The sequence below is a fragment of the Paucibacter sp. KBW04 genome (genome assembly GCF_003852425.1).
Taxonomy (GTDB): Bacteria; Pseudomonadota; Gammaproteobacteria; order Burkholderiales; family Burkholderiaceae_C; genus Paucibacter_A.
This window is the reverse complement of sequence record NZ_QAJN01000007.1, coordinates 238381-255365: the sequence shown is the minus strand read 5'-3', so window position 1 is coordinate 255365 and position 16985 is coordinate 238381. Positions and strand designations below refer to the sequence as shown.

Here is a 16985-nt window from a genome sequence, read left to right as displayed (position 1 = left end):
TAGACTCCCAGCCAAAAAGGGGGGCTGATGACTCGCATACGCCGCTGGATCGTGGCTGCTTTCTTGGGGGCAATGCTCTTGCTGCTGGTCAAGTTCCTGGCGACGGGAAAGCAGGCCAGCGAGGCCGTGGCGCACGAGCCCCCGCAGGTTAGGCCATCTTCCGCCAGTGATGCGCAAGCACCTAGCCCGGCTGTACCTGTTCCTGTCCAGCCTGGGTCAGCCACGCAATTTCAGCCGCCGGGCTTGTCGGAGCGGGCCCGTCGCATGCAGGCTGACTGGTGCGGGTTTGGCGCCAAAGAGTTGGCGGCCGAACAGGCCAAGCACTTCGAAGGCAAGGAGATGATTGGCCCTGCCGAGATCGCCGAACAGGCAGCCAAGCCCAAAGGCGAAGGCGAGCAGGTGTTGGCCCTGGCAAGGGAAGAGGTGGTCCAGCGTTGGATCCATGCCTTGCGCCAGCGGGGCGAGCCGCGGGCTTTGGCCCTGGCCGAGTTTCTGGGGGCAAGCGGCGTCGGCAGCAAGGCCCGCTTGCAAGCGATGGCATTGAGCTCCACCGATCCCATGCTGACGGCCTTGGCCCTGCAGCGCCTTTGTGATCCAGGGGCTTGCAGAAATGTGGAAGCGTCGCAATGGTCGCGCTTGGAGCCTGAGAATGTTTATGCTTGGTTGCAGATGCTCAGCGAGCCTGGCCAAAAGCAAACGCAGGGTGCCTACCTCTTGGAACGGATGGCCACCCAGGCCCGCTACGCTCGCGGCTATCAGCAGGAAGTTGGGCAGTTGTTGGTGAGTGTTTTGCAAGCTGGAGCACCGGGCCTGGCGCATCAAGCCGAAACCGAGAGCCTGATGGGTGTTCTCGCCGCTTGGCCTATCCCAAGCTTTTCCACTTTGATGCGGCTCTGCCGCGAGAGTCCAGGGCAGCCGGGCCAGGCGATGCGCTGCGAAGCCGTGGCGGCGGCTGTTTGGTCGCAGGGCCACATATTGGACCGGCTTATCGCTTTGGCCTTGGCTCGCGTGGTGGCGCCCAAGTCCACGCCGCAGCGGCCACTTTGGGAGCGGCGGGCGCTGGAGTTCGAGGCGGTGCAAAGCTATGAGGACGAGCGTCGGCGTCGAGAGCTGGAGGCCATGTCAATGCCTGCAGACGCGGAGTCCAACTACTGCTGGGGCCAGCCACTCATGCGGACTTTGATACAGGACTACGCCATTCGACACGACTGGGACGAGGCCCGTGCTCATCTGCATGCGGAGGGCGCAGATCTCAATGCCTGGGCCAAACGTTGGCGAGACAGCAATGGCCGCGGCGTTCTGGATCCCATGCCACAGAACTCCGAGAAGTGAGGGCAGCCGCGCAGGTCGCGCCCGTTCGGCGCTGTGTTTTTGCGCTTCGTCAACGCTTCTTTGCAGCCTGTCGAATCCAAAGTCTTGCCCCGGGCCAAGCGAGGCAAAGTTCGCACTTTCAAGTTCGACTGGCCAGCCAAGGGTCAGCAAGAAGAAGGGAAAAGCCATGCGCAAACCAATCGCCGTCTTGTTCTGCTGGGCCTTGCTGGGCTCGTCTAGCGCCTTCGCGCAGGAGGCCCCGGGCGGCAGCTCCGCGGCCAGGGCCGAGGTGCTGGTGCTGGGCACTTATCACATGGCCAATCCAGGGCGGGACATTTTCAATATGCAGGCCGACGATGTGCGCTCCGAAAAGCGTCAGGCCGAGATCGCCCAAGTCATCACGGTGCTCAAGCGCTTCAAGCCCAGCAAGATCGTGGTGGAGCGTGAACCCGGCGATGCCCGCCTGGGCAAGGACTACCCCGCTTATCTGGCAGGCAGCTATGAGCTCAAGCGCGGAGAGGATGAGCAGATTGCCTACCGCCTCGCCAAAGAACTAGGCCACAAGGCCGTGTACGGCGCCGATGCCGACGGTGAGTTTCCTTATCCGCGCTTGCTCAAGTATGCCCAGGCCACCAACCGAGCCAAGGAGTTGGAGGCGTTGATGGCGGGCTTTGGCGCCAAGTCCAAGGCGCAGGCGGCTTATCTGGCAAGCCACTCCATCCTCGACACCTTGCTCGCCATGAACTCGGATGAGGAGGTCAGACTTGAGATGGGCTTGTACTACCGGCAAGCCCATTTTGGAGAGCCCGGTGATTGGGCCGGGGCCGATCTGCTTGCCGATTGGTTCCGCCGCAATATGCGCATCCACAGCAATATCGTGCAATTGGTGGACTCAGGGAATGAGCGAATTTTGGTGATCTACGGTGCCGGCCATCTGGGCTGGCTGCAGAACAGCATCGCAGCCGATCCCACGCTGCGTTTGCGCAAATTGGCGGAGTTTGTCAGCGGCCCCTGAGCCTCTCAATGCTCGCGTCTAGCTTCTTGCCGCAGCCAGGCGCTTGAGCACCGTCTCATTCATCTCGCGCGTGGCGCGGGTCCACTGCTTGGTAATGCGCGTCATCTCGAGATCCAGGCTCTGAACGGTGGCCGCTTCGCTTGCGCCCTGCCCGAGCGCCCAGATGCAGTACTCGGCATAGGCCTCAAAGCTGCCGAAGCGTTGGATGGCGGATTCATACTCGGCCTTGGCCAGCGCGTGCTGATTCGTGCCGGCTAGCGCACGGGCCCGCAGCAGGCTGATCTGATCCTGGCGAAAGCTGGGGTTGGTCTGGCGTATGAAGTCCAGATGACTCAAGGCCTGGCTAGGCTGCTGGCAATCTGTGTAGGCCTGGGCAGCGCCGAAGCGCACTTCAAGATCCGAGGCAAAAGGGCCTTGGAGGCAGGCCGCGTAGACCTCGGCGGCCTCTTGCGCCTGGCCTGCCGCCAGCAGGGCTGAGGCCAGCCGCATCTGGTTTTGCGCAGTTGGCGTGGCATCCAGAAGTTCGCGCGCGAGGCGGACTTCTCGCATCGGGTCTATGACCTTGGTCGCCACAGAAACCGCGCGCTGGGCGCCGCGCTGCAGATTGCGCGAATCCGGCAAGTAGATGGCGATGAAGTAAACCACGCTGCCGAGCAGGGGGAACATGAACAAGATCAGCAGCCAGTACAGGGGCTGGCCCGAACGCACGGCATGAACTGCGCAAAACAGCGCCAAGAGGATGTGTAGACCTATCCCAAGAAACGGCATCGTTGATTCCCTCCGGGCGCGCGCGGCTTGTTGCTGCACCGGGTCGCGCTCTCAGTTCGAAAATTGCTATTCGAACACAGGTGCAAGCCTCATTGAGGCCGTGGAAAAGCACAAAGCCATCGCGCCGCGCCGATAAGACGCGAGGCGATGGCCCGATGTCTGGCAGGCTCGCTGGCTCAAGGACTGAGCCAGTGCCTGCATTCATCAATCTACGCTTCAAGCCGCGTAGCGCTGCTCCAAATAGTTCAGCAAGGTGCGAATGGTCTGGGCTTCGCCGCCGATGGGGCGGCCGGCACGGGCGGTGTCGTTCCAGGCGAACAGGTCGATGTGCAGCCAGTCCTGGTTTTCGTTGACGAAGTACTCCAAGAACAGGGCGGCATTGATAGCGCCGGCGAGGGCGCTCTTGCCCGTGTTGACGATGTCGCCAATCGTGCTTTCGATGCCGCTCTTGTAGGGCGCCCACAGCGGCATATGCCACAGCGGGTCGTCCAGCTTTAGCCCCAAGTCAACCAGGTCACGGGCGGTGTCGAAATGCTTGCTGAACAGGGCGGGCAACTGGGCGCCCAGGGCCACGCGGGCGGCACCGGTGAGGGTGGCCATGTCGATGATGAGGTCGGGCTTGCCTTCGGAGGCATAGGCCAGGGCGTCGCTGAGCACCACGCGGCCTTCGGCATCGGTATTGCCGATCTCGATGTGCAGGCCCTTGCGGGTCTTGATCACATCGCCGGGGCGGTAGGCATTGCCGGCGATGGAGTTTTCCACCGCGGGGATCAGCACTTGTAGGCGCACGGGCAGCTTGCAAGCCATCACCAGGGCGGCCAGGCCCAGGGCGTTGGCGGCGCCGCCCATGTCCTTTTTCATCTGGCGCATGCCCTCGGCGCCCTTGATGTCCAGGCCGCCGGTGTCAAAGCAGACCCCCTTGCCGACGATGGTCAGCAGCGGCGCCTTGGCCGAGGCCGAAGCGGCGACGCCGGACCAGTTCAACTCGATTAGGCGCGGCGCGCGGGTGGAAGCGCGACCCACGGCATGAATGGCGGGGAAGTTGTGCTTGAGCAAGGCGTCGCCAACGATCTGTTTGAACTTGGCGCCATGCTGCTTGGCCACGACTTGGGCGGCCTGGGCCAGCTCTTCCGGGCCCATATGTTCGGCCGGGGTGTTGACCAGATCGCGGGTGGCGCAGATGGCGGTGGCTTGGGCCAGACCGCGCTGCACCTCGGGGCTGCTCTGCAGCTGCAACTGGGCCGGGGCACGGCGGCGCGGCTTGTAAAGGTCGAACTGATAACTGCCCAGCTCCCAGGACAGGGCGGCCTGCTCGGCGGCCACCGTGAGGCCAAGGGCTTCGTTCAGCGCATACACACCCTCCGGCAGGGCCTGGGGCAGGGCAGACAGGGCGAAGGGGTGAGCGGCATGGGCCACGCCGGCGAAGACCTCGCCCAGCCGGCCATCGGCGCCGGGCACCAGGGCGTGGCTGTCGGCAGCGCCGGTGAAGCCGACGGCGGCCAGCCAGTTGCGCGTGGCTGTGGGCAGCGAGGGGGCCAGGGCTTGGAAGGACGCCCGGTCCACCACGGTGATGGGGGTGAGGGCTTGGGCGGCTGTGCTGGCTTTGCTGCTACGACCCTTGGTGGGGGTCTTGGCTGTGCTTGTCTTTTGGAGCAGAACGGTCATGGCTTGGGCTCACGCGGGTCGCGCAAGAGTTAGAAACGGGAGGGAAATGAAAGATTTTGTAGCCGCGAGGGCGGGAAAGACAGCAATTGTCCCTCTCTTGCCCGGCATCGAGCGCTGGGGGGCGCTCAGCAGCTGCTTTGCAAGCGCACCAGCAAGGCCTGGGCAGCCGGGCTGGCGCTGACCATGGCGGCTTGGCCGCTGGCCTGGGTGGCGGTTTCCAGCAGGCGTTGGGCGGTGGCCAGCTGGGGCGTCACCGGGCCGACAAAGCGCAGTTCCTCACCCACGCCGATCAGCAAGGTGGGAAAGGTCTCGACGTCCAGATCGCCCACCAGCTCCTCATCGTCCTCGGTGTCCACCCAGACGAAGCGGAACTCGGGGAACTGCTGGCGCAGGGCGGCAAAGGTCTCGTGATAGCCGTCGCAGGTGCGGCACCAGGCCGCGCAGAGGCAGGCGACCAGGGTGGTGTGGGCGTGGCGGGTGTGGGCGTCGGTGGGCACGCCGCTTGAGGCGGTCGCCGGGGAATTCGCAAGAGGCTTCATAAGCTGCCAAGCTTAGCGAGAAACCGCCCGCTCCAACCCGAGCGGTGGCTTGGCGGGCGAGTTTTTCCACGCATTTGCTTACTTTTTGAGCAGCAAGCACGCCCATACTGGGGGCGAAAGGAGTTGAAAAATCTTTCGCCAACGCTGTCAACCTCGCCTCCGGGGTCGGCGTTGAGATCAGCAGACGGCCCGAAAGCCCATAGGGATGGACCCCAGGGACGTCAGGAGAAAAGGCAAGAAAGCCATGAAAACTCAGCAGCACCCCGAACAACAACCGCGTCGCGTCCCCTGCCCTGAATGGCATATGGGTCAGCTGGACAAGGGCCGCAAGCACGAAGCGTTTGAAGCCGGATTTGGCGGCGGCGACCGCCGCAGCTTGGCACGCGCCGGCATCCGCTTCGACCGCAAGCGTTGATTTTTTCTTCTTTGAATTGAACCGGCCGGGTCTCCCCGGCCGTTCTCATTTCTGGCATCAGGCCAGCGGCGCCAGCAGCAGATCCAGATCCTCGGGTTTGAATTTGAGCGTCTCGGCCGCGTCCGAGCCCAGCACCCCTTCGGCCAGTTTGAGCTTGCGGGCCTGCAGCTCCAGCATGCGCTCCTCGATGCTGCCCGCCACCACCAGCTTGTAAACAAACACCGGTTTGTCCTGCCCGATGCGGTGCGCCCGCGCGCTGGCTTGCGCCTCCACGGCCGGGTTCCACCAGGGGTCCACATGGATGACGGTGTCGGCCGCCGTCAGGTTGAGCCCGACCCCGCCCGCCTTCAGGCTGATCAGCAAAATCGGCACTTCCTCGGCCTGAAAGCGCCGCACCAGCTCGGCCCGTGCGCCCACCGGCGTGGCCCCTGTCAGGCTCAAAAAGGGCAGGCCCAAACGCTGCAACTCGGCGGCGATCAGGCTCAGCATCTCGGCAAACTGCGAGAACACCAGCACCCGCCGCCCTTCGCTGACCAGCTCGGGCAGCATCTCGCCCAGCAGCTCCAGCTTGGCGCGCTCCATGCCGGGGGCGATCTCCATGCTTTTCACCAAGAGCGGGTCGCAGCAGACTTGGCGCAGCTTGAGCAAGGCATCCAGCACCGAGATCAGCGCGCCCGAGAAGCCGTGTTTGGCCAACTCGCGCCGCACCTGCTTGTCGGCCGCCACCCGCACGCTTTCGTACAGCTCTTTTTGCGTCCCAAACAAGGGGATGCGCCGTATCACCTCGCTCAGGGCCGGCAGCTCGGTCGCCACCTCGGTCTTGCGGCGGCGCAGGATGAAGGGTCGCACCCGGGCGGCCAGCAGCTCGGCGCGCAGGCTCTCGCCGTTCACCTCGATGGGTTTGCGCCAGAGCCGGGCAAAGCTGCGCGAGTCACCCAAAAAGCCGGGCATCAGAAAGTCGAACTGCGCCCACAACTCGCCCAAATGGTTTTCCAGCGGCGTGCCGGTGAGGCAGAGGCGATGCCGCGCAGACAACTTGCGTACCGAGCGGGCCGCGCGGCTGGCGGCGTTCTTGACCGTTTGCGCTTCGTCCAGGATCAGCAAATGCCAGGGCTGGGCGGCCAGGGCCGAGATATCGCGCCACAGCAGGGGGTAGGTGGAGAGCACCAGGTCGTAGTCGCCTAACTGCTTGAAAAAGCGGGCCCGCTCCGTGCCTTGCAAAACCAGCACGCGCAGATCGGGGGCGATGCGCTGGGCCTCGGCCAGCCAGTTGAAGAGCAAGGAGGTAGGCAGCACGGCCAGGGCCGGGCGGTCCAGGCGGCCGGCTTGTTTCTCGACCAGCAGATGGGCCAGGGTCTGGGCCGTCTTGCCCAAGCCCATATCGTCGGCTAGGATGCCGGCCAGACCTTGCGCACGCAGGTATTGCAGCCAGGCTAGGCCGGCCAGCTGATAGGGCCGCAGCTGCAGGCCCAGGCCGGCCGGCGGGGCCACGGGCTGGGGCGTGCCGGCAGCCTGCAGGCGGCGGGCCAGCAGGCGCAGATCGGCGTCGCCCTGGATCTGCCAACGGCTGCGTGCGTCGATGTCCAGCAGGGCCAGGCGGGTGGCGTCCCAGTCGCTGATCTGCAGCGGGCCGGCGGCGCGCTTGGGGTCGGTGAGCAGGTCCACCATGGCGCCGATGATGGTCTTGAGCGTCAGCGCCGGAGCCTCGATGCGCCGCCCGCCGGGGGCGTGCAGCAGCACGGTGGCCTCGTCCTCGATCTCATCCAGCTCCTCGCGCTTGAGCCAGCGGCCGTCGCGCTTGATCAGATCGGCAATCATGGGGGCCAGATCCAGGGTCTCGCCCTCGATCTCCACGCCCAGGCTCAGCAGCCAGGAGCCCTCGCGCGATGGCAGGCTGAGGCGGTCAATCTTGATCTTCCAGCCCTCTGCCTGGGCGGGACGGTGGGCAAAGCCCGGCAGCACCTGGATCGCCCAGCCCTGGGCCTGCAACTGGGGTACGCGCTCCAGATAAAAGGCGCCAAAGAATTCCTCTTGCGCCAGGGTCCACCAAGGGCCGGGCAGGGCGGCGGCCGGGTTGCGCCATTGCAGCAGCTTGGCGTCCAGGGGAATGAGGTTAAGGCTCCAGAGCTGATCGCGTGCATCGGCCTCTTTGATCAGATCGCGGGCCAGCAGGCGGCCCTCCTCCAGCGCTTGCAAGGCAGCGGGGCGGCCGCCCAGCAGGCTGCGGGGAGCGGGGGTTTCCCAGCGCAGGCCGGCTTCGCCCGTGTAGGTCCAGTCCACCTTGGCCACCGTCACTGCATCGCCGCGTGGCCCTAGCTTGCCGCTGGGCGAGAGGCCTAACAGGCCATCGCCACGGTGCAGGGTTTGCAGGGTGAGGCGGGGTTGGAAGCGGGCGGGCTCGCCTTGCGGCAGGGGCGGCGGCTTGTTTGCGGGTTCAGCGGGTGCGAGAGGGGTGGGGGCGGCATCCTCCAGCAGCAGATCCATCAGCTTGACGGCGTCTTCATCGGGCAGGCGGGGCAGGGCCTTCAGCTCGGTCTTGGTGGCCTTGCGGCGCAGCGCCTCCACCCAGGTTTGCAGCAGGGCGGCCCGCTGGGGTGCATCGGCTTCGGCCTGCAGCTTGAGCATCAGGGCAGCCGCATGTTCGCAAAAACGCTGGGTCTTGCAGGAGCAAAGGGCTTGGTAATGTGGGGTGCCCCCGGCCTGAGCCAGGCCTTGCACGCTGAGCTCATAGCGCTGGCCCGCAGCGCCCACCCAGCGGGCGCTGGCCCCCTCGGGGCCTGCCTGCACCTCCACCAGTTGGGCCTGCAGCGTGCGCCCGCGCAGCAAGCGGGCTCGCTCGAACAGGCGAGCCAAGGTCTCTGCGCTGGGCGGCCAGACTCGGTCCGGCTGGGCGGGCTTGGGAGGGGCGGGGATTTGGGGCATTGCGCACATTGTCTCTGCCCGCCCGGGATGGTGGCCTCGCGGAGCCTTCCTGCGTTTGGATTTGCTGGCAGACTGCGCGGCATGAAGAAGTGGATCAAACGAATTTTCTGGGGCTTGCTCTTGGGCCTTTTCTTGGCTGTGTTGCTGGCCTTGCAAACTCAGCCCAGCCTGCCCCCCGCCGCCGAGGTCAAGACCGCGGATCTGAGTCGGGCCAAGGACTTTCTCAAGCGCAACGACCCGCGCCAGATCGACGGTGGTTCGCATCGCCTGGTCACCATCAGCGAGAAAGACTTGAACCTGTTGCTGGGCCAGGCGGCCTTGTACTCGCGCAGCGGCGCGGCCCAAGTGCGCCTGCACGCTGGTTTGGCGGATCTGCGCATCGCCTATGCCTTGCCTAAGCTGGGTCTGTGGCTGAATGTGGAAGCCTTGCTGCATGAGACCCAGCGCCTGCCCGAGTTCGAGAGGGTGCGGGTGGGGCGATTGCCGGTGCCGGCCTGGATGGCGAATCTGGCGCTGCGCAGCGCGCTCAAGCATTTGCCAAAGCCCCAGGACGTGCAACTGGCCAAGGACTTGATCGAGCGCATCGGCTTTGGCGAGCAATACGCGCAAGTGCGCTATCAGTGGCAGCAAGACAGCATGGCGCGGGTGATGGCCTTGGTCTGGCCTGCGCCCGAGCAGCAGCGGGCCATGGCCTACCACGAGCATTTGCGCCAGCTCAGCGAGGCCTACCCCGCCAATTCAGCGGTCTCGCTGGCGGCCTTGCTGCCGCCCATGTTCGATTTGGTACGCCAGCGCAGCCATGGGGACGAGCGCCTGATGACGGCCGAGAACCGCGCCGCCATCCTGACGCTGACTCTGCACGCCAGCGGCAAGAGCTGGGCCGTGCTGATGCCGGCGGCAAGGCACTGGACGCCGGTGCGACCCTTGGTTGTGAGCTTGGGCGGGCGGGACGATTTCGCTCAGCATTTCTTAGTTTCAGCAGCTTTGGCTATTGAGGGTGGCGGCCCTCTGGCCGATGCCATCGGGGTCTACAAGGAAGTGGCCGATTCGCGCGGCGGCAGCGGCTTCAGCTTCAACGACATCGCGGCGGACCGAGCCGGCACCCGCTTCGGCGTGTTGGCGGCCAAGAACCCCGCGCGCTTGCAGATCGCGATGAGCGCGGGCCTGCAAGAGCGCGACTTCATGCCCGATGTCAGCGATCTGCCCGAGTTCTTGACCGAACGCGACTTTCAGCAACGCTACGGGGCCATCGGTTCGCCCGTCTACCGCGAGACCATGGCCGAGATCGAAACTCGCTTGGCCGGGCTCAAGCTGTGGAAGTGACGGGTCGGCCGCTTTGCAGCGGCTGTGAGCTGCCCTTGGCCGCCTGCCTGTGCGCCTGGGTCAGGCCGGTGGACAACCAGGTGGAGCTGATCGTTTTGCAGCACCCGGCGGAAGCGCAGCAGGCCAAGGGCACGGTGCGCCTCTTGCAACGCTGCCTCGGCCGCTGCCAGGTCTGGGTGGGCGAGCAGTTTGATGAGGCCCGTCTGCGTGCCTTGCCGAAGGCGGACACCGCCTTGCTCTACCCCATGGACGACACGGCCAAGGCCGGTACTTGCGCGGCCGACGCGAAGGTCGAGCGCCTGATTCTGCTGGACGCCACCTGGCGCAAGAGCCGCAAGATGCTGCACCTCAACCCCTGGCTGCAGACCTTGCCCCGGCTGGTGCTCACCGAGCTACCGCCCTCGGCCTACGCCATTCGCCGCGCGCAGCGGCCCGAGCAGCGCTCCAGCCTGGAGGCCGCCGCGCTGGCCTTGCAGCAATTGGAGGCTCAGGTCTCGCCCACGCCGGACAGGTATAGACCTTTGTGGGAGGCCTTTGAAGGCTTTGTGGCACTGCGGCAGAGCTGGTCAGCGGGCAAACGGGGTTAGTGCGAGCTTGGTTGCCAGTTGAAGTGGGGCAGTGCACGGACTTTGTGGAGGCGATCGCCAAGCAATTCAAAGCCTGCTGCAGCCGCCGAGCCGGACCGGGATCTCGCCTGCGCCTAAAGCCCTCTATCTTTTCAGCGGTCAAACACCAGATTGAGATAGCCGCCGCTCCAGTTGGGCGCGCTGCCGCCTGTCACATCCCGAATGCCCTTGCCAGGCTTGGAGATGGCCAGCCCAGCAGAGAGGAATAGATGGCGACTGATCAGGTGGGAGTATTCGAGGAAAAGATCCCTGGCCAGATCTGCCGTGGTGACACCGGCAACCAGATTGGCGCTTTCGCCGGAGGTCTCAAAGCGGGTCGCTTGGCCAAACTGGATGGGACTGCGCAACTGATTGGCGCTGATCACCGCATAACGCAGTGTCAACACGTCTTTTTCCGAAGGCTTCAACTGCAGTGCCAGCATATGTGCCTTGACATTGGAGTTCACGAAAGCCATCGAAGACTTGGAGCCGGTCGACCAAGCGCTGGGGTTGCCCTCGTAGTACAGAGGGTCGAAGCGCTCTAACTTTGTGGTGTTGGGGTCGTCCCCTGAAAAGCTCTGATAGGTGTAGTTCAGACTTGGCGCCCAGGGCAGCGGCGCGAGGCTGTACTTGGCTTGCAAGCGCCCAGCCCAGGCGCGCAGCTGGACGGTGTCGTTCCACTGATAAGCGTAGTCGGCGGCGAATTGCCAGCGTGCCAGGGGCCCATTCATCTGACCGGTGGCGACATAGCCGCTGATGACGCTAGTGCCGTGTCGCGCCCCCGGCAAGATCGTGGGAGCGCCCAGCCCCCCTGCTGCTGCCTGAACATAGGGCGACTCAGAGTTGAGTGCTCTGAGCCAGGTCGCACCTGCAAAGCCACCCTGCGGTTCATCCCAGCGCATATCGATGCCTGCCAGACGGTTTTTGCCATCGGAGGAGGGTAGTTCGTTCGGGTCGACAAAAAAGGCCGTACCGCTAAACCCCCCCGAGCTCAGCTTGGCCACGGCATTCATGCCCCAGGCTTTGCGGGGCCCGAATTTCAAGGCGCCCCGCTCAAAACCGCTGGAGGCCCCGTTGGCAATCAGCATGCCGGTGCCGAGTTTGAGTTCACGCGGGCCGACCGACAGCTCCAGCTCCGCGCCGCCAGCTGTTTGGCCGCGTAGCCCCACATAGGCATCTTCCAATGTGATGGCGCCGGTGTTGCCTCCGGCGAAAGCGTCCGTGCCGTTGGTATAGGAGGCCACGGATGACAGCCTGCCAAACAGCAGCCAATCCCCCATCACTCGCTGCTGCACGCTGAGGCCGGGCTTGATATAGGACTCCAGCCATTGCTTGTTGGGCAGGTAGCCGCTGTCCGGGGCGGCTTGCGCTGCCAGGTTCCAAAACAAATGTTGTTCAGCCACGGCATTCACGCCAGCCTGGAAGTGCAGACGCCAGACCGTTGAATTGAACGCCGCCTCGGTCTCTTGCACCAGGGCTTGCGCGTTGACGCCGGCTACCGCCAAGGTTCCCAGCCCAGCGACCGCGGTGCGCCGCAAGGCATGCAGAACGCGTCCAGCAGGCAATGCATTGATCGTCTTCATGGGTTTTCTGTATTTCGGACAGCTGCGAATTTCTTTCGAGGCTCAGGGCTTCAGACCCTGCGGCTGCTGCAAGGCTCTTGCGATGCGATGCCTTGAGACCGTGGGCTTGGGCACTTTGATTGTGAACCAGCTGCGCACATCCTCTTCCAAGCCGATGCCGTGCATATAGTTGTAGATGGCTTTTTTGAGCGCCTTGCCGAGCACATCGTGGTCCACGCCGGTTGGGTCGACAAAGCCCACATCGTTCTTGGCAAAGCCGCCGGGCGGCAGGGGTAGCAGGCTGACGCCGTAGTCCTGCGGGCTCTTGCCCACGGGGGAATGCACGGTGCAGGCGAAGCGGTGGAAGAAGCCGCTCTGGATGCAGCCGTTCTCAAACAGCTGGCGCACATACTCCAAAGCGTCGACGGTGTCCTGCACGGTCTGTGTCGGGAAGCCGTACATCAGATAGGCGTGCACCAAGATGCCCGCGTCGGTGAAGCTGCGGGTGACGCGCGCCACTTGCTCGACCGAGACGCCTTTTTTCATCAGGTTCAGCAGGCGGTCCGAGGCGACCTCCAGGCCGCCCGAGATGGCGATGCAGCCGCTGTCGGCCAATGCCTGGCAAAGCTCGGGGCTGAAGGACTTTTCGAAGCGGATATTGCCCCACCAGGAGATGTCCAGCTGGCGCGCCTTCAACTCGGCGGCCAGGGCCTTGAGGGCCTTGGGCGGGGCGGCTTCGTCGACGAAGTGAAAACCGGTCTGGCCAGTTTCTTGGACGATGGCTTCGATGCGGTCCACCAGGGTGGCGGCGGAGGCGCCCTCGTAGCGGGAGATGTAGTCCAGGCTCACATCGCAAAAGCTGCACTTCTTCCAGTAGCAGCCATGGGCCACGGTGAGCTTGTTCCAGCGCCCGTCGGACCAGAGCCGGTTCATGGGGTTGAGCATGTCCAGCAAGGACAGATAGCGGTCCAGGGGCAGGCCGTCCCAGGTGGGCGTGCCGACTTCGGCAAAGGCGATATCGGGCTCGACGAAGTTGATGTAGCGAACCTCGCCCTCTTCACGCAGGAAGGTGCGCACCAGGCGTGAGCGCGAGCGCTGGCCCTGGCAATGCTCGATCAGCGCCAGCAGGGGGCGCTCGCCGGCGTCCAGGGTGAGGAAGTCGAAGTAGTCGAACACGCGCGGCTCGCTCAGCTCGCGCAACTCGGTGTTCACAAAGCCGCCGCCCAGAGCCAGCTTGATCTGCGGGAAGCGCTCGCGAATCGTTTGCGCGATGCGAAAGCCCGCGTATACCGCACCGGGGAAGGGCACGGACACCAGCACCAGCTCGGGCTGGTGTTTTTCAATCGCTGCCAGGGTCAGGTCTTGCAGGGTCTCGTCGACCAGATTGAGCGGGGCGGCCAGGGCCTGGGCCAGGGGCTCGAAGCTGGGCTGGCTGGTGGCCAGGGACTCGGCATAGCGCACGAACTCGAAGCGCGGGTCCACCGCCTCACGCAAGACATCGGCCAGATCGTTCAGATACAGGGTGGCCAGGTGGCGGGCGCGGTCTTGCAGCCCCAAGGCACCGAAGGCCCAGGCCAGCGGGTCGCCGCCGTCCTCGTCCACATACACCTCGAGCGACTGGAACCGAGGCCCCTCGGGCAGGAATTGGCGGCTGTTGATGCGGTGGGCCAGGGTGGGGTCGCGGCCCTGCAAAAAGGCGATGGTGGGCGTGATGGTGGAGCGGTAGCGCTCGTACCCATTCAAAAAATGCTGCACCGTGGCTGCGCGTTTGGCCTCAGCCTGGGCTTGGGCGCGTTCTTGCAGGGCTTGCAGGCCCTCGCGCGAGAACAGCTTGAGCATCAGGGCCAGGGCCAGGTCTTCCTGCACGGCCGGGATGCCGCGCGAACGCAGAAAGCCGGTGATATAGGCCGTGGACGGGTAGGGCGTGTTGAGCTGCGTCATCGGCGGGATGAGGGACAGCACACGCAGGGGCGCCGTCGTCGAAGCCGAGGGCAGGGAGGAAGTGGAAAGGCTGGACATGGCGGCGCTTGGATGCGCGTAAAGATGGCGTCAAAGCTTGGGTCGGTGACGCGGGGCAGGGTGCGCCATTTTGCCAGCCCTTGGGTTTTGAGCTGGAATCAGTTGCTGACGCTCAAGGCGCACTGCAGCAAGGCATTGCTGCCGCAAGGGCCCATCCAGCGTAGCTGTGTCGCATTGGCTGGTGGCAGCGGGCTGCTCAGCGCTTGCGGCGGCACGGCGCCGATCGCAAATGTGGCCAGGCTGGTCCAAGTGCCGCTGGCGCCCACGCGGTACTCCAGGGCATAGCTGCTATTGGGGCGCAGGGCGCGGGTGAGGATCTGGTATTGATTGCCCACCAGGCTGAAGCTGGGCTTGTCGGCAAAGGGCTGAGCCAGCGGTTCGCCAACGAAGAGGCCTTGGCCGGGCCAGTCCACCGACTTCCAGTAGGCTTCAATCAGCGTCGCGCCGCGGTAGTACTGGTCGATCAGGCTGGAGGCCTGAGGGAACTTATTGGTGTAGTTGCAGGGCTCTTCCACCGTGCCGTAACTGCCGGTGGCACCGGCGGCGAGCCAGTCCACCGCCGACATCTGGCCCGCCCCGGGGATCAGGCCGCCGTAGGAGGTGAGATGGTCGGCCACCGCGCCGGGCCTGAAGCTATTGCTCGCGAGGCTGGGCACCGAGGCCAGGCCGGTGAAGTAGAACAAGACATTGCTCTTACCGCTGATGGCGTTGTTGGCGCTATTGGTGGAGGCGTCGATATAGCTGAGTTGCAGCCGGCCCGCCCAGGCGGCAGGCTGGGCCGCGAAATCGGCATAACGCACGCTGCGGGCGGCGTCCGAGGTACGGATTAGGTAGCCATCGCCCGTGGGGTAGCTGGCATCGGCCTTGACCCCGCGATCGATCAAGGCCTTGGCGGCTTCGAGCGTGCTGGCGCCCAAAAGCATTGAGGGGCGAAGCTTCAGGTCGGTCCAGGGCCGCTGGGACTCGGACTCGAAATAGCCGGAGCGTGTCGTGCCATTGCAGCCGCCGCAGTATTTGACGTCATAGCCCAGGGCCAGGGCACTGGTGATGCCCATGGCGCAGGCGCCGACCACGCGCGAGGGCGCGGCCCAGGTCACGAGTGTGGCCTGGACTCCGGAGGGCAGCTTGGCATCCACATCGGCCTTCAGCGTGGCGAAGTCGGCGGCGGAGATGCTGGCGGAGGCGGTGTTGACCTTGACCCGGATGATGTTGGCGGCTGGGATGCCGCGTGCTGTTTGGTAGTAGGCCGCGACCGCCTCCGAGAGCGGATCGCCCTCGGCCACGATGACTCCCAGATCGGCGGCCACCAGGCCTTGGCGCGGCAGCGTCAGACCAAAGGTTGTGTTGGCGCTGCCTATCGGTTGGGGTGAACTCGGGCTGGGGCTGGCCGGGGTGCTGACGCTGGGGGCGCTGCTGCCGCCTCCACCGCCGCCGCAGGCCGCCAAGCAAAGGCTCAAGGCCAGGCCGACCCAGTACGCCCAGCCCTGGCGCGAAGCTTGGGAGTCGGTGCCAGAGGAGCTGGCGCGCACGCGGGAGTTTATGACTGCAAACATGGCTCGAGTGTTCCATTCCCTTGCGGCCTTATTGGCCGGAGATGGGCGGTCAATTCGGCGCTGATTTTGTCAAAACGCGACAAAGCCTGTGATTTAGTGCCGGCAGCGCACAGGGATTTGACGCCTTCTTCCCCCACAAAAGTGCATGTTCTTATTCTCCAATTCGGCAAAGCTTATGAAGAATATGGAAAGTAAGTGCATGCAAACGACACCAGGTCGGTGCGTGCGGCCGGTAAAAACCCCAAGTGCGTGCATCTCTGGCGACCCCTACATTTGCCCCACGTAATGCATGGGCCGCGTCAAGCAGCCCAAGCAAGGCGGGCTGAGGAGACAAACTCAAGCTGTTTGAGAAAGACGATAGACGACGAAAAAAGTGACACTGTCACAATCACGGGCGCCAGGAGCTTTGCTTCAGGCGCCCGTTTTATTTGCGGCTGCCATGCGCCTGTCTTTCACTTTTCCCCTCCACCTGCCTGCCCATGCTTGAACTTTCGATTGTTGCCCTGGCCTCTTTGCTGGCCGGTTTTGTGGATGCGGTGGTGGGTGGCGGTGGGCTGGTGCTGGTGCCGGCCTTGTTCAGCGTATTCCCGCAGGCCGCGCCGGCCACGCTGTTTGGTACTAATAAGGGCGCCTCGGTGTGGGGCACGGCCTGGTCTACCGTGCAGTACGCGCGCCGGGTCAGCCTGAATTGGCAGGCCTTGCTGCCGGCGGCGGCGATCGCCCTGGTCGGCAGCTTTGTGGGCGCCTGGACGGTGACCCTGATCAGCGCCGATTTTCTTCGCCGCGCCCTGCCCCTGATCTTGCTGGCGGTGCTGATCTACACCCTGGCCAAAAAAGACTTGGGCCGGGTTCATGCGCCTCGTTATGCCGGACGCAAAGAGACCGCGGTGGCGGCCCTGATCGGCTTCACCATCGGTTTTTACGACGGCTTCTTCGGCCCGGGCACCGGCAGCTTCTTCGTCTTCCTCTTTGTGCGCCTGCTGGGTTACGACTTTCTGCACGCCTCGGCCACGGCCAAGCTGATGAATGTGGGCACCAATATCGCGGCCCTGAGCTTGTTCGCGATGAAGGGCCATGTCTGGTGGCATATTGCCCTGGTGATGGCGGTGACCAATGTGATCGGCAGCCTGATCGGCACCCGCATGGCCCTGGCGCGCGGCGCGGGCTTTGTGCGCGGCATGTTTGTGTTCGTCGTCGGTGCCTTGATTCTGAAGACCGGCTGGGACGCGTTTTTCCGCTAGGAGTCTGCGCGGCAGAAGGCGTCGATAGCGAGAAGTGGCACCAGCGA

General features: G+C 64.6%; 13 protein-coding genes. 6 read left to right on the top strand and 7 right to left on the bottom strand.

From position 1 onward, the window contains the following. Positions 1-27 precede the first annotated feature (27 nt). Positions 28-1332, top strand: a complete 1305-nt coding sequence (locus DBR47_RS09260) for a hypothetical protein (RefSeq protein ID WP_124449223.1) — start codon at positions 28-30, stop codon at positions 1330-1332. Between the two features lie 166 nt (positions 1333-1498). Next, a complete protein-coding gene (locus DBR47_RS09255; RefSeq protein WP_124449221.1) occupies positions 1499-2326 on the top strand; it encodes a DUF5694 domain-containing protein in 828 nt (275 codons plus the stop codon). Positions 2327-2344: 18 nt separating this feature from the next. On the opposite strand, the gene DBR47_RS09250 is transcribed toward DBR47_RS09255, so the two are convergent. The 3 genes from DBR47_RS09250 to DBR47_RS09240 form a co-directional block, all read right to left on the bottom strand. Next, positions 2345-3094: a hypothetical protein gene (locus DBR47_RS09250; protein WP_124449219.1), complete on the bottom strand. Its 750-nt coding sequence runs from the start codon at positions 3092-3094 to the stop codon at positions 2345-2347. 216 nt (positions 3095-3310) lie between these two features. Continuing rightward, positions 3311-4759 (bottom strand): M17 family metallopeptidase, encoded by a 1449-nt coding sequence (locus DBR47_RS09245; RefSeq protein ID WP_124449217.1) that lies wholly within the window; start codon positions 4757-4759, stop codon positions 3311-3313. A gap of 125 nt (positions 4760-4884) precedes the next feature. Beyond that, positions 4885-5298: a thioredoxin family protein gene (locus tag DBR47_RS09240; RefSeq protein ID WP_124449215.1), complete on the bottom strand. Its 414-nt coding sequence runs from the start codon at positions 5296-5298 to the stop codon at positions 4885-4887. Between the two features lie 244 nt (positions 5299-5542). Here DBR47_RS09240 and DBR47_RS24560 point away from each other — a divergent pair, with 244 nt between their 5' ends. Then, a complete protein-coding gene (locus tag DBR47_RS24560; RefSeq protein WP_156089041.1) occupies positions 5543-5713 on the top strand; it encodes a hypothetical protein in 171 nt (56 codons plus the stop codon). A gap of 57 nt (positions 5714-5770) precedes the next feature. Here the strand turns inward: DBR47_RS24560 and DBR47_RS09235 are convergent, their stop codons facing one another. Continuing rightward, positions 5771-8635: a DEAD/DEAH box helicase gene (locus DBR47_RS09235; protein ID WP_370454892.1), complete on the bottom strand. Its 2865-nt coding sequence runs from the start codon at positions 8633-8635 to the stop codon at positions 5771-5773. 81 nt (positions 8636-8716) lie between these two features. Between DBR47_RS09235 and DBR47_RS09230 the strand changes: the two genes are divergently transcribed. Together DBR47_RS09230 and DBR47_RS09225 are read left to right on the top strand one after the other, a co-directional pair. Beyond that, on the top strand, positions 8717-9958 hold the full coding sequence (locus DBR47_RS09230; protein WP_124449213.1) for a hypothetical protein: 1242 nt from the start codon (positions 8717-8719) through the stop codon (positions 9956-9958). Next, a complete protein-coding gene (locus DBR47_RS09225) occupies positions 9949-10545 on the top strand; it encodes a tRNA-uridine aminocarboxypropyltransferase (RefSeq protein ID WP_124449211.1) in 597 nt (198 codons plus the stop codon). The genes DBR47_RS09230 and DBR47_RS09225 overlap by 10 nt, the downstream gene beginning before the upstream one ends. A gap of 131 nt (positions 10546-10676) precedes the next feature. Here DBR47_RS09225 and DBR47_RS09220 read toward each other — a convergent pair whose 3' ends face one another. The 3 genes from DBR47_RS09220 to DBR47_RS09210 all read right to left on the bottom strand — a co-directional run bounded on the left by DBR47_RS09220 (position 10677) and on the right by DBR47_RS09210 (position 15697). Continuing rightward, positions 10677-12146: an alginate export family protein gene (locus DBR47_RS09220; protein ID WP_124449209.1), complete on the bottom strand. Its 1470-nt coding sequence runs from the start codon at positions 12144-12146 to the stop codon at positions 10677-10679. A 42-nt stretch (positions 12147-12188) separates the two neighbouring features. After that, on the bottom strand, positions 12189-14144 hold the full coding sequence (locus DBR47_RS09215; RefSeq protein ID WP_124449207.1) for a radical SAM protein: 1956 nt from the start codon (positions 14142-14144) through the stop codon (positions 12189-12191). Between the two features lie 98 nt (positions 14145-14242). Continuing rightward, positions 14243-15697 (bottom strand): TIGR03790 family protein, encoded by a 1455-nt coding sequence (locus DBR47_RS09210; RefSeq protein ID WP_124449205.1) that lies wholly within the window; start codon positions 15695-15697, stop codon positions 14243-14245. A gap of 479 nt (positions 15698-16176) precedes the next feature. Between DBR47_RS09210 and DBR47_RS09205 the strand changes: the two genes are divergently transcribed. Further along, positions 16177-16938, top strand: a complete 762-nt coding sequence (locus tag DBR47_RS09205) for a TSUP family transporter (RefSeq protein WP_124449203.1) — start codon at positions 16177-16179, stop codon at positions 16936-16938. Positions 16939-16985 lie beyond the last annotated feature (47 nt).

What these genes read in the sequence shown, in the direction of transcription:
- DBR47_RS09260 (WP_124449223.1), top strand. Translation starts at nt 28, where the DNA reads ATGACTCGCATACGCCGCTGGATCGTGGCTGCTTTCTTGGGGGCAATG.
- DBR47_RS09255 (WP_124449221.1), top strand. Translation starts at nt 1,499, where the DNA reads ATGCGCAAACCAATCGCCGTCTTGTTCTGCTGGGCCTTGCTGGGCTCG.
- DBR47_RS09235 (WP_370454892.1), bottom strand. Translation starts at nt 8,635, where the DNA reads ATGCCCCAAATCCCCGCCCCTCCCAAGCCCGCCCAGCCGGACCGAGTC.
- DBR47_RS09250 (WP_124449219.1), bottom strand. Translation starts at nt 3,094, where the DNA reads ATGCCGTTTCTTGGGATAGGTCTACACATCCTCTTGGCGCTGTTTTGC.
- DBR47_RS24560 (WP_156089041.1), top strand. Translation starts at nt 5,543, where the DNA reads ATGAAAACTCAGCAGCACCCCGAACAACAACCGCGTCGCGTCCCCTGC.
- DBR47_RS09210 (WP_124449205.1), bottom strand. Translation starts at nt 15,697, where the DNA reads ATGTTTGCAGTCATAAACTCCCGCGTGCGCGCCAGCTCCTCTGGCACC.
- DBR47_RS09205 (WP_124449203.1), top strand. Translation starts at nt 16,177, where the DNA reads ATGCTTGAACTTTCGATTGTTGCCCTGGCCTCTTTGCTGGCCGGTTTT.
- DBR47_RS09245 (WP_124449217.1), bottom strand. Translation starts at nt 4,759, where the DNA reads ATGACCGTTCTGCTCCAAAAGACAAGCACAGCCAAGACCCCCACCAAG.
- DBR47_RS09240 (WP_124449215.1), bottom strand. Translation starts at nt 5,298, where the DNA reads ATGAAGCCTCTTGCGAATTCCCCGGCGACCGCCTCAAGCGGCGTGCCC.
- DBR47_RS09230 (WP_124449213.1), top strand. Translation starts at nt 8,717, where the DNA reads ATGAAGAAGTGGATCAAACGAATTTTCTGGGGCTTGCTCTTGGGCCTT.
- DBR47_RS09220 (WP_124449209.1), bottom strand. Translation starts at nt 12,146, where the DNA reads ATGAAGACGATCAATGCATTGCCTGCTGGACGCGTTCTGCATGCCTTG.
- DBR47_RS09215 (WP_124449207.1), bottom strand. Translation starts at nt 14,144, where the DNA reads ATGTCCAGCCTTTCCACTTCCTCCCTGCCCTCGGCTTCGACGACGGCG.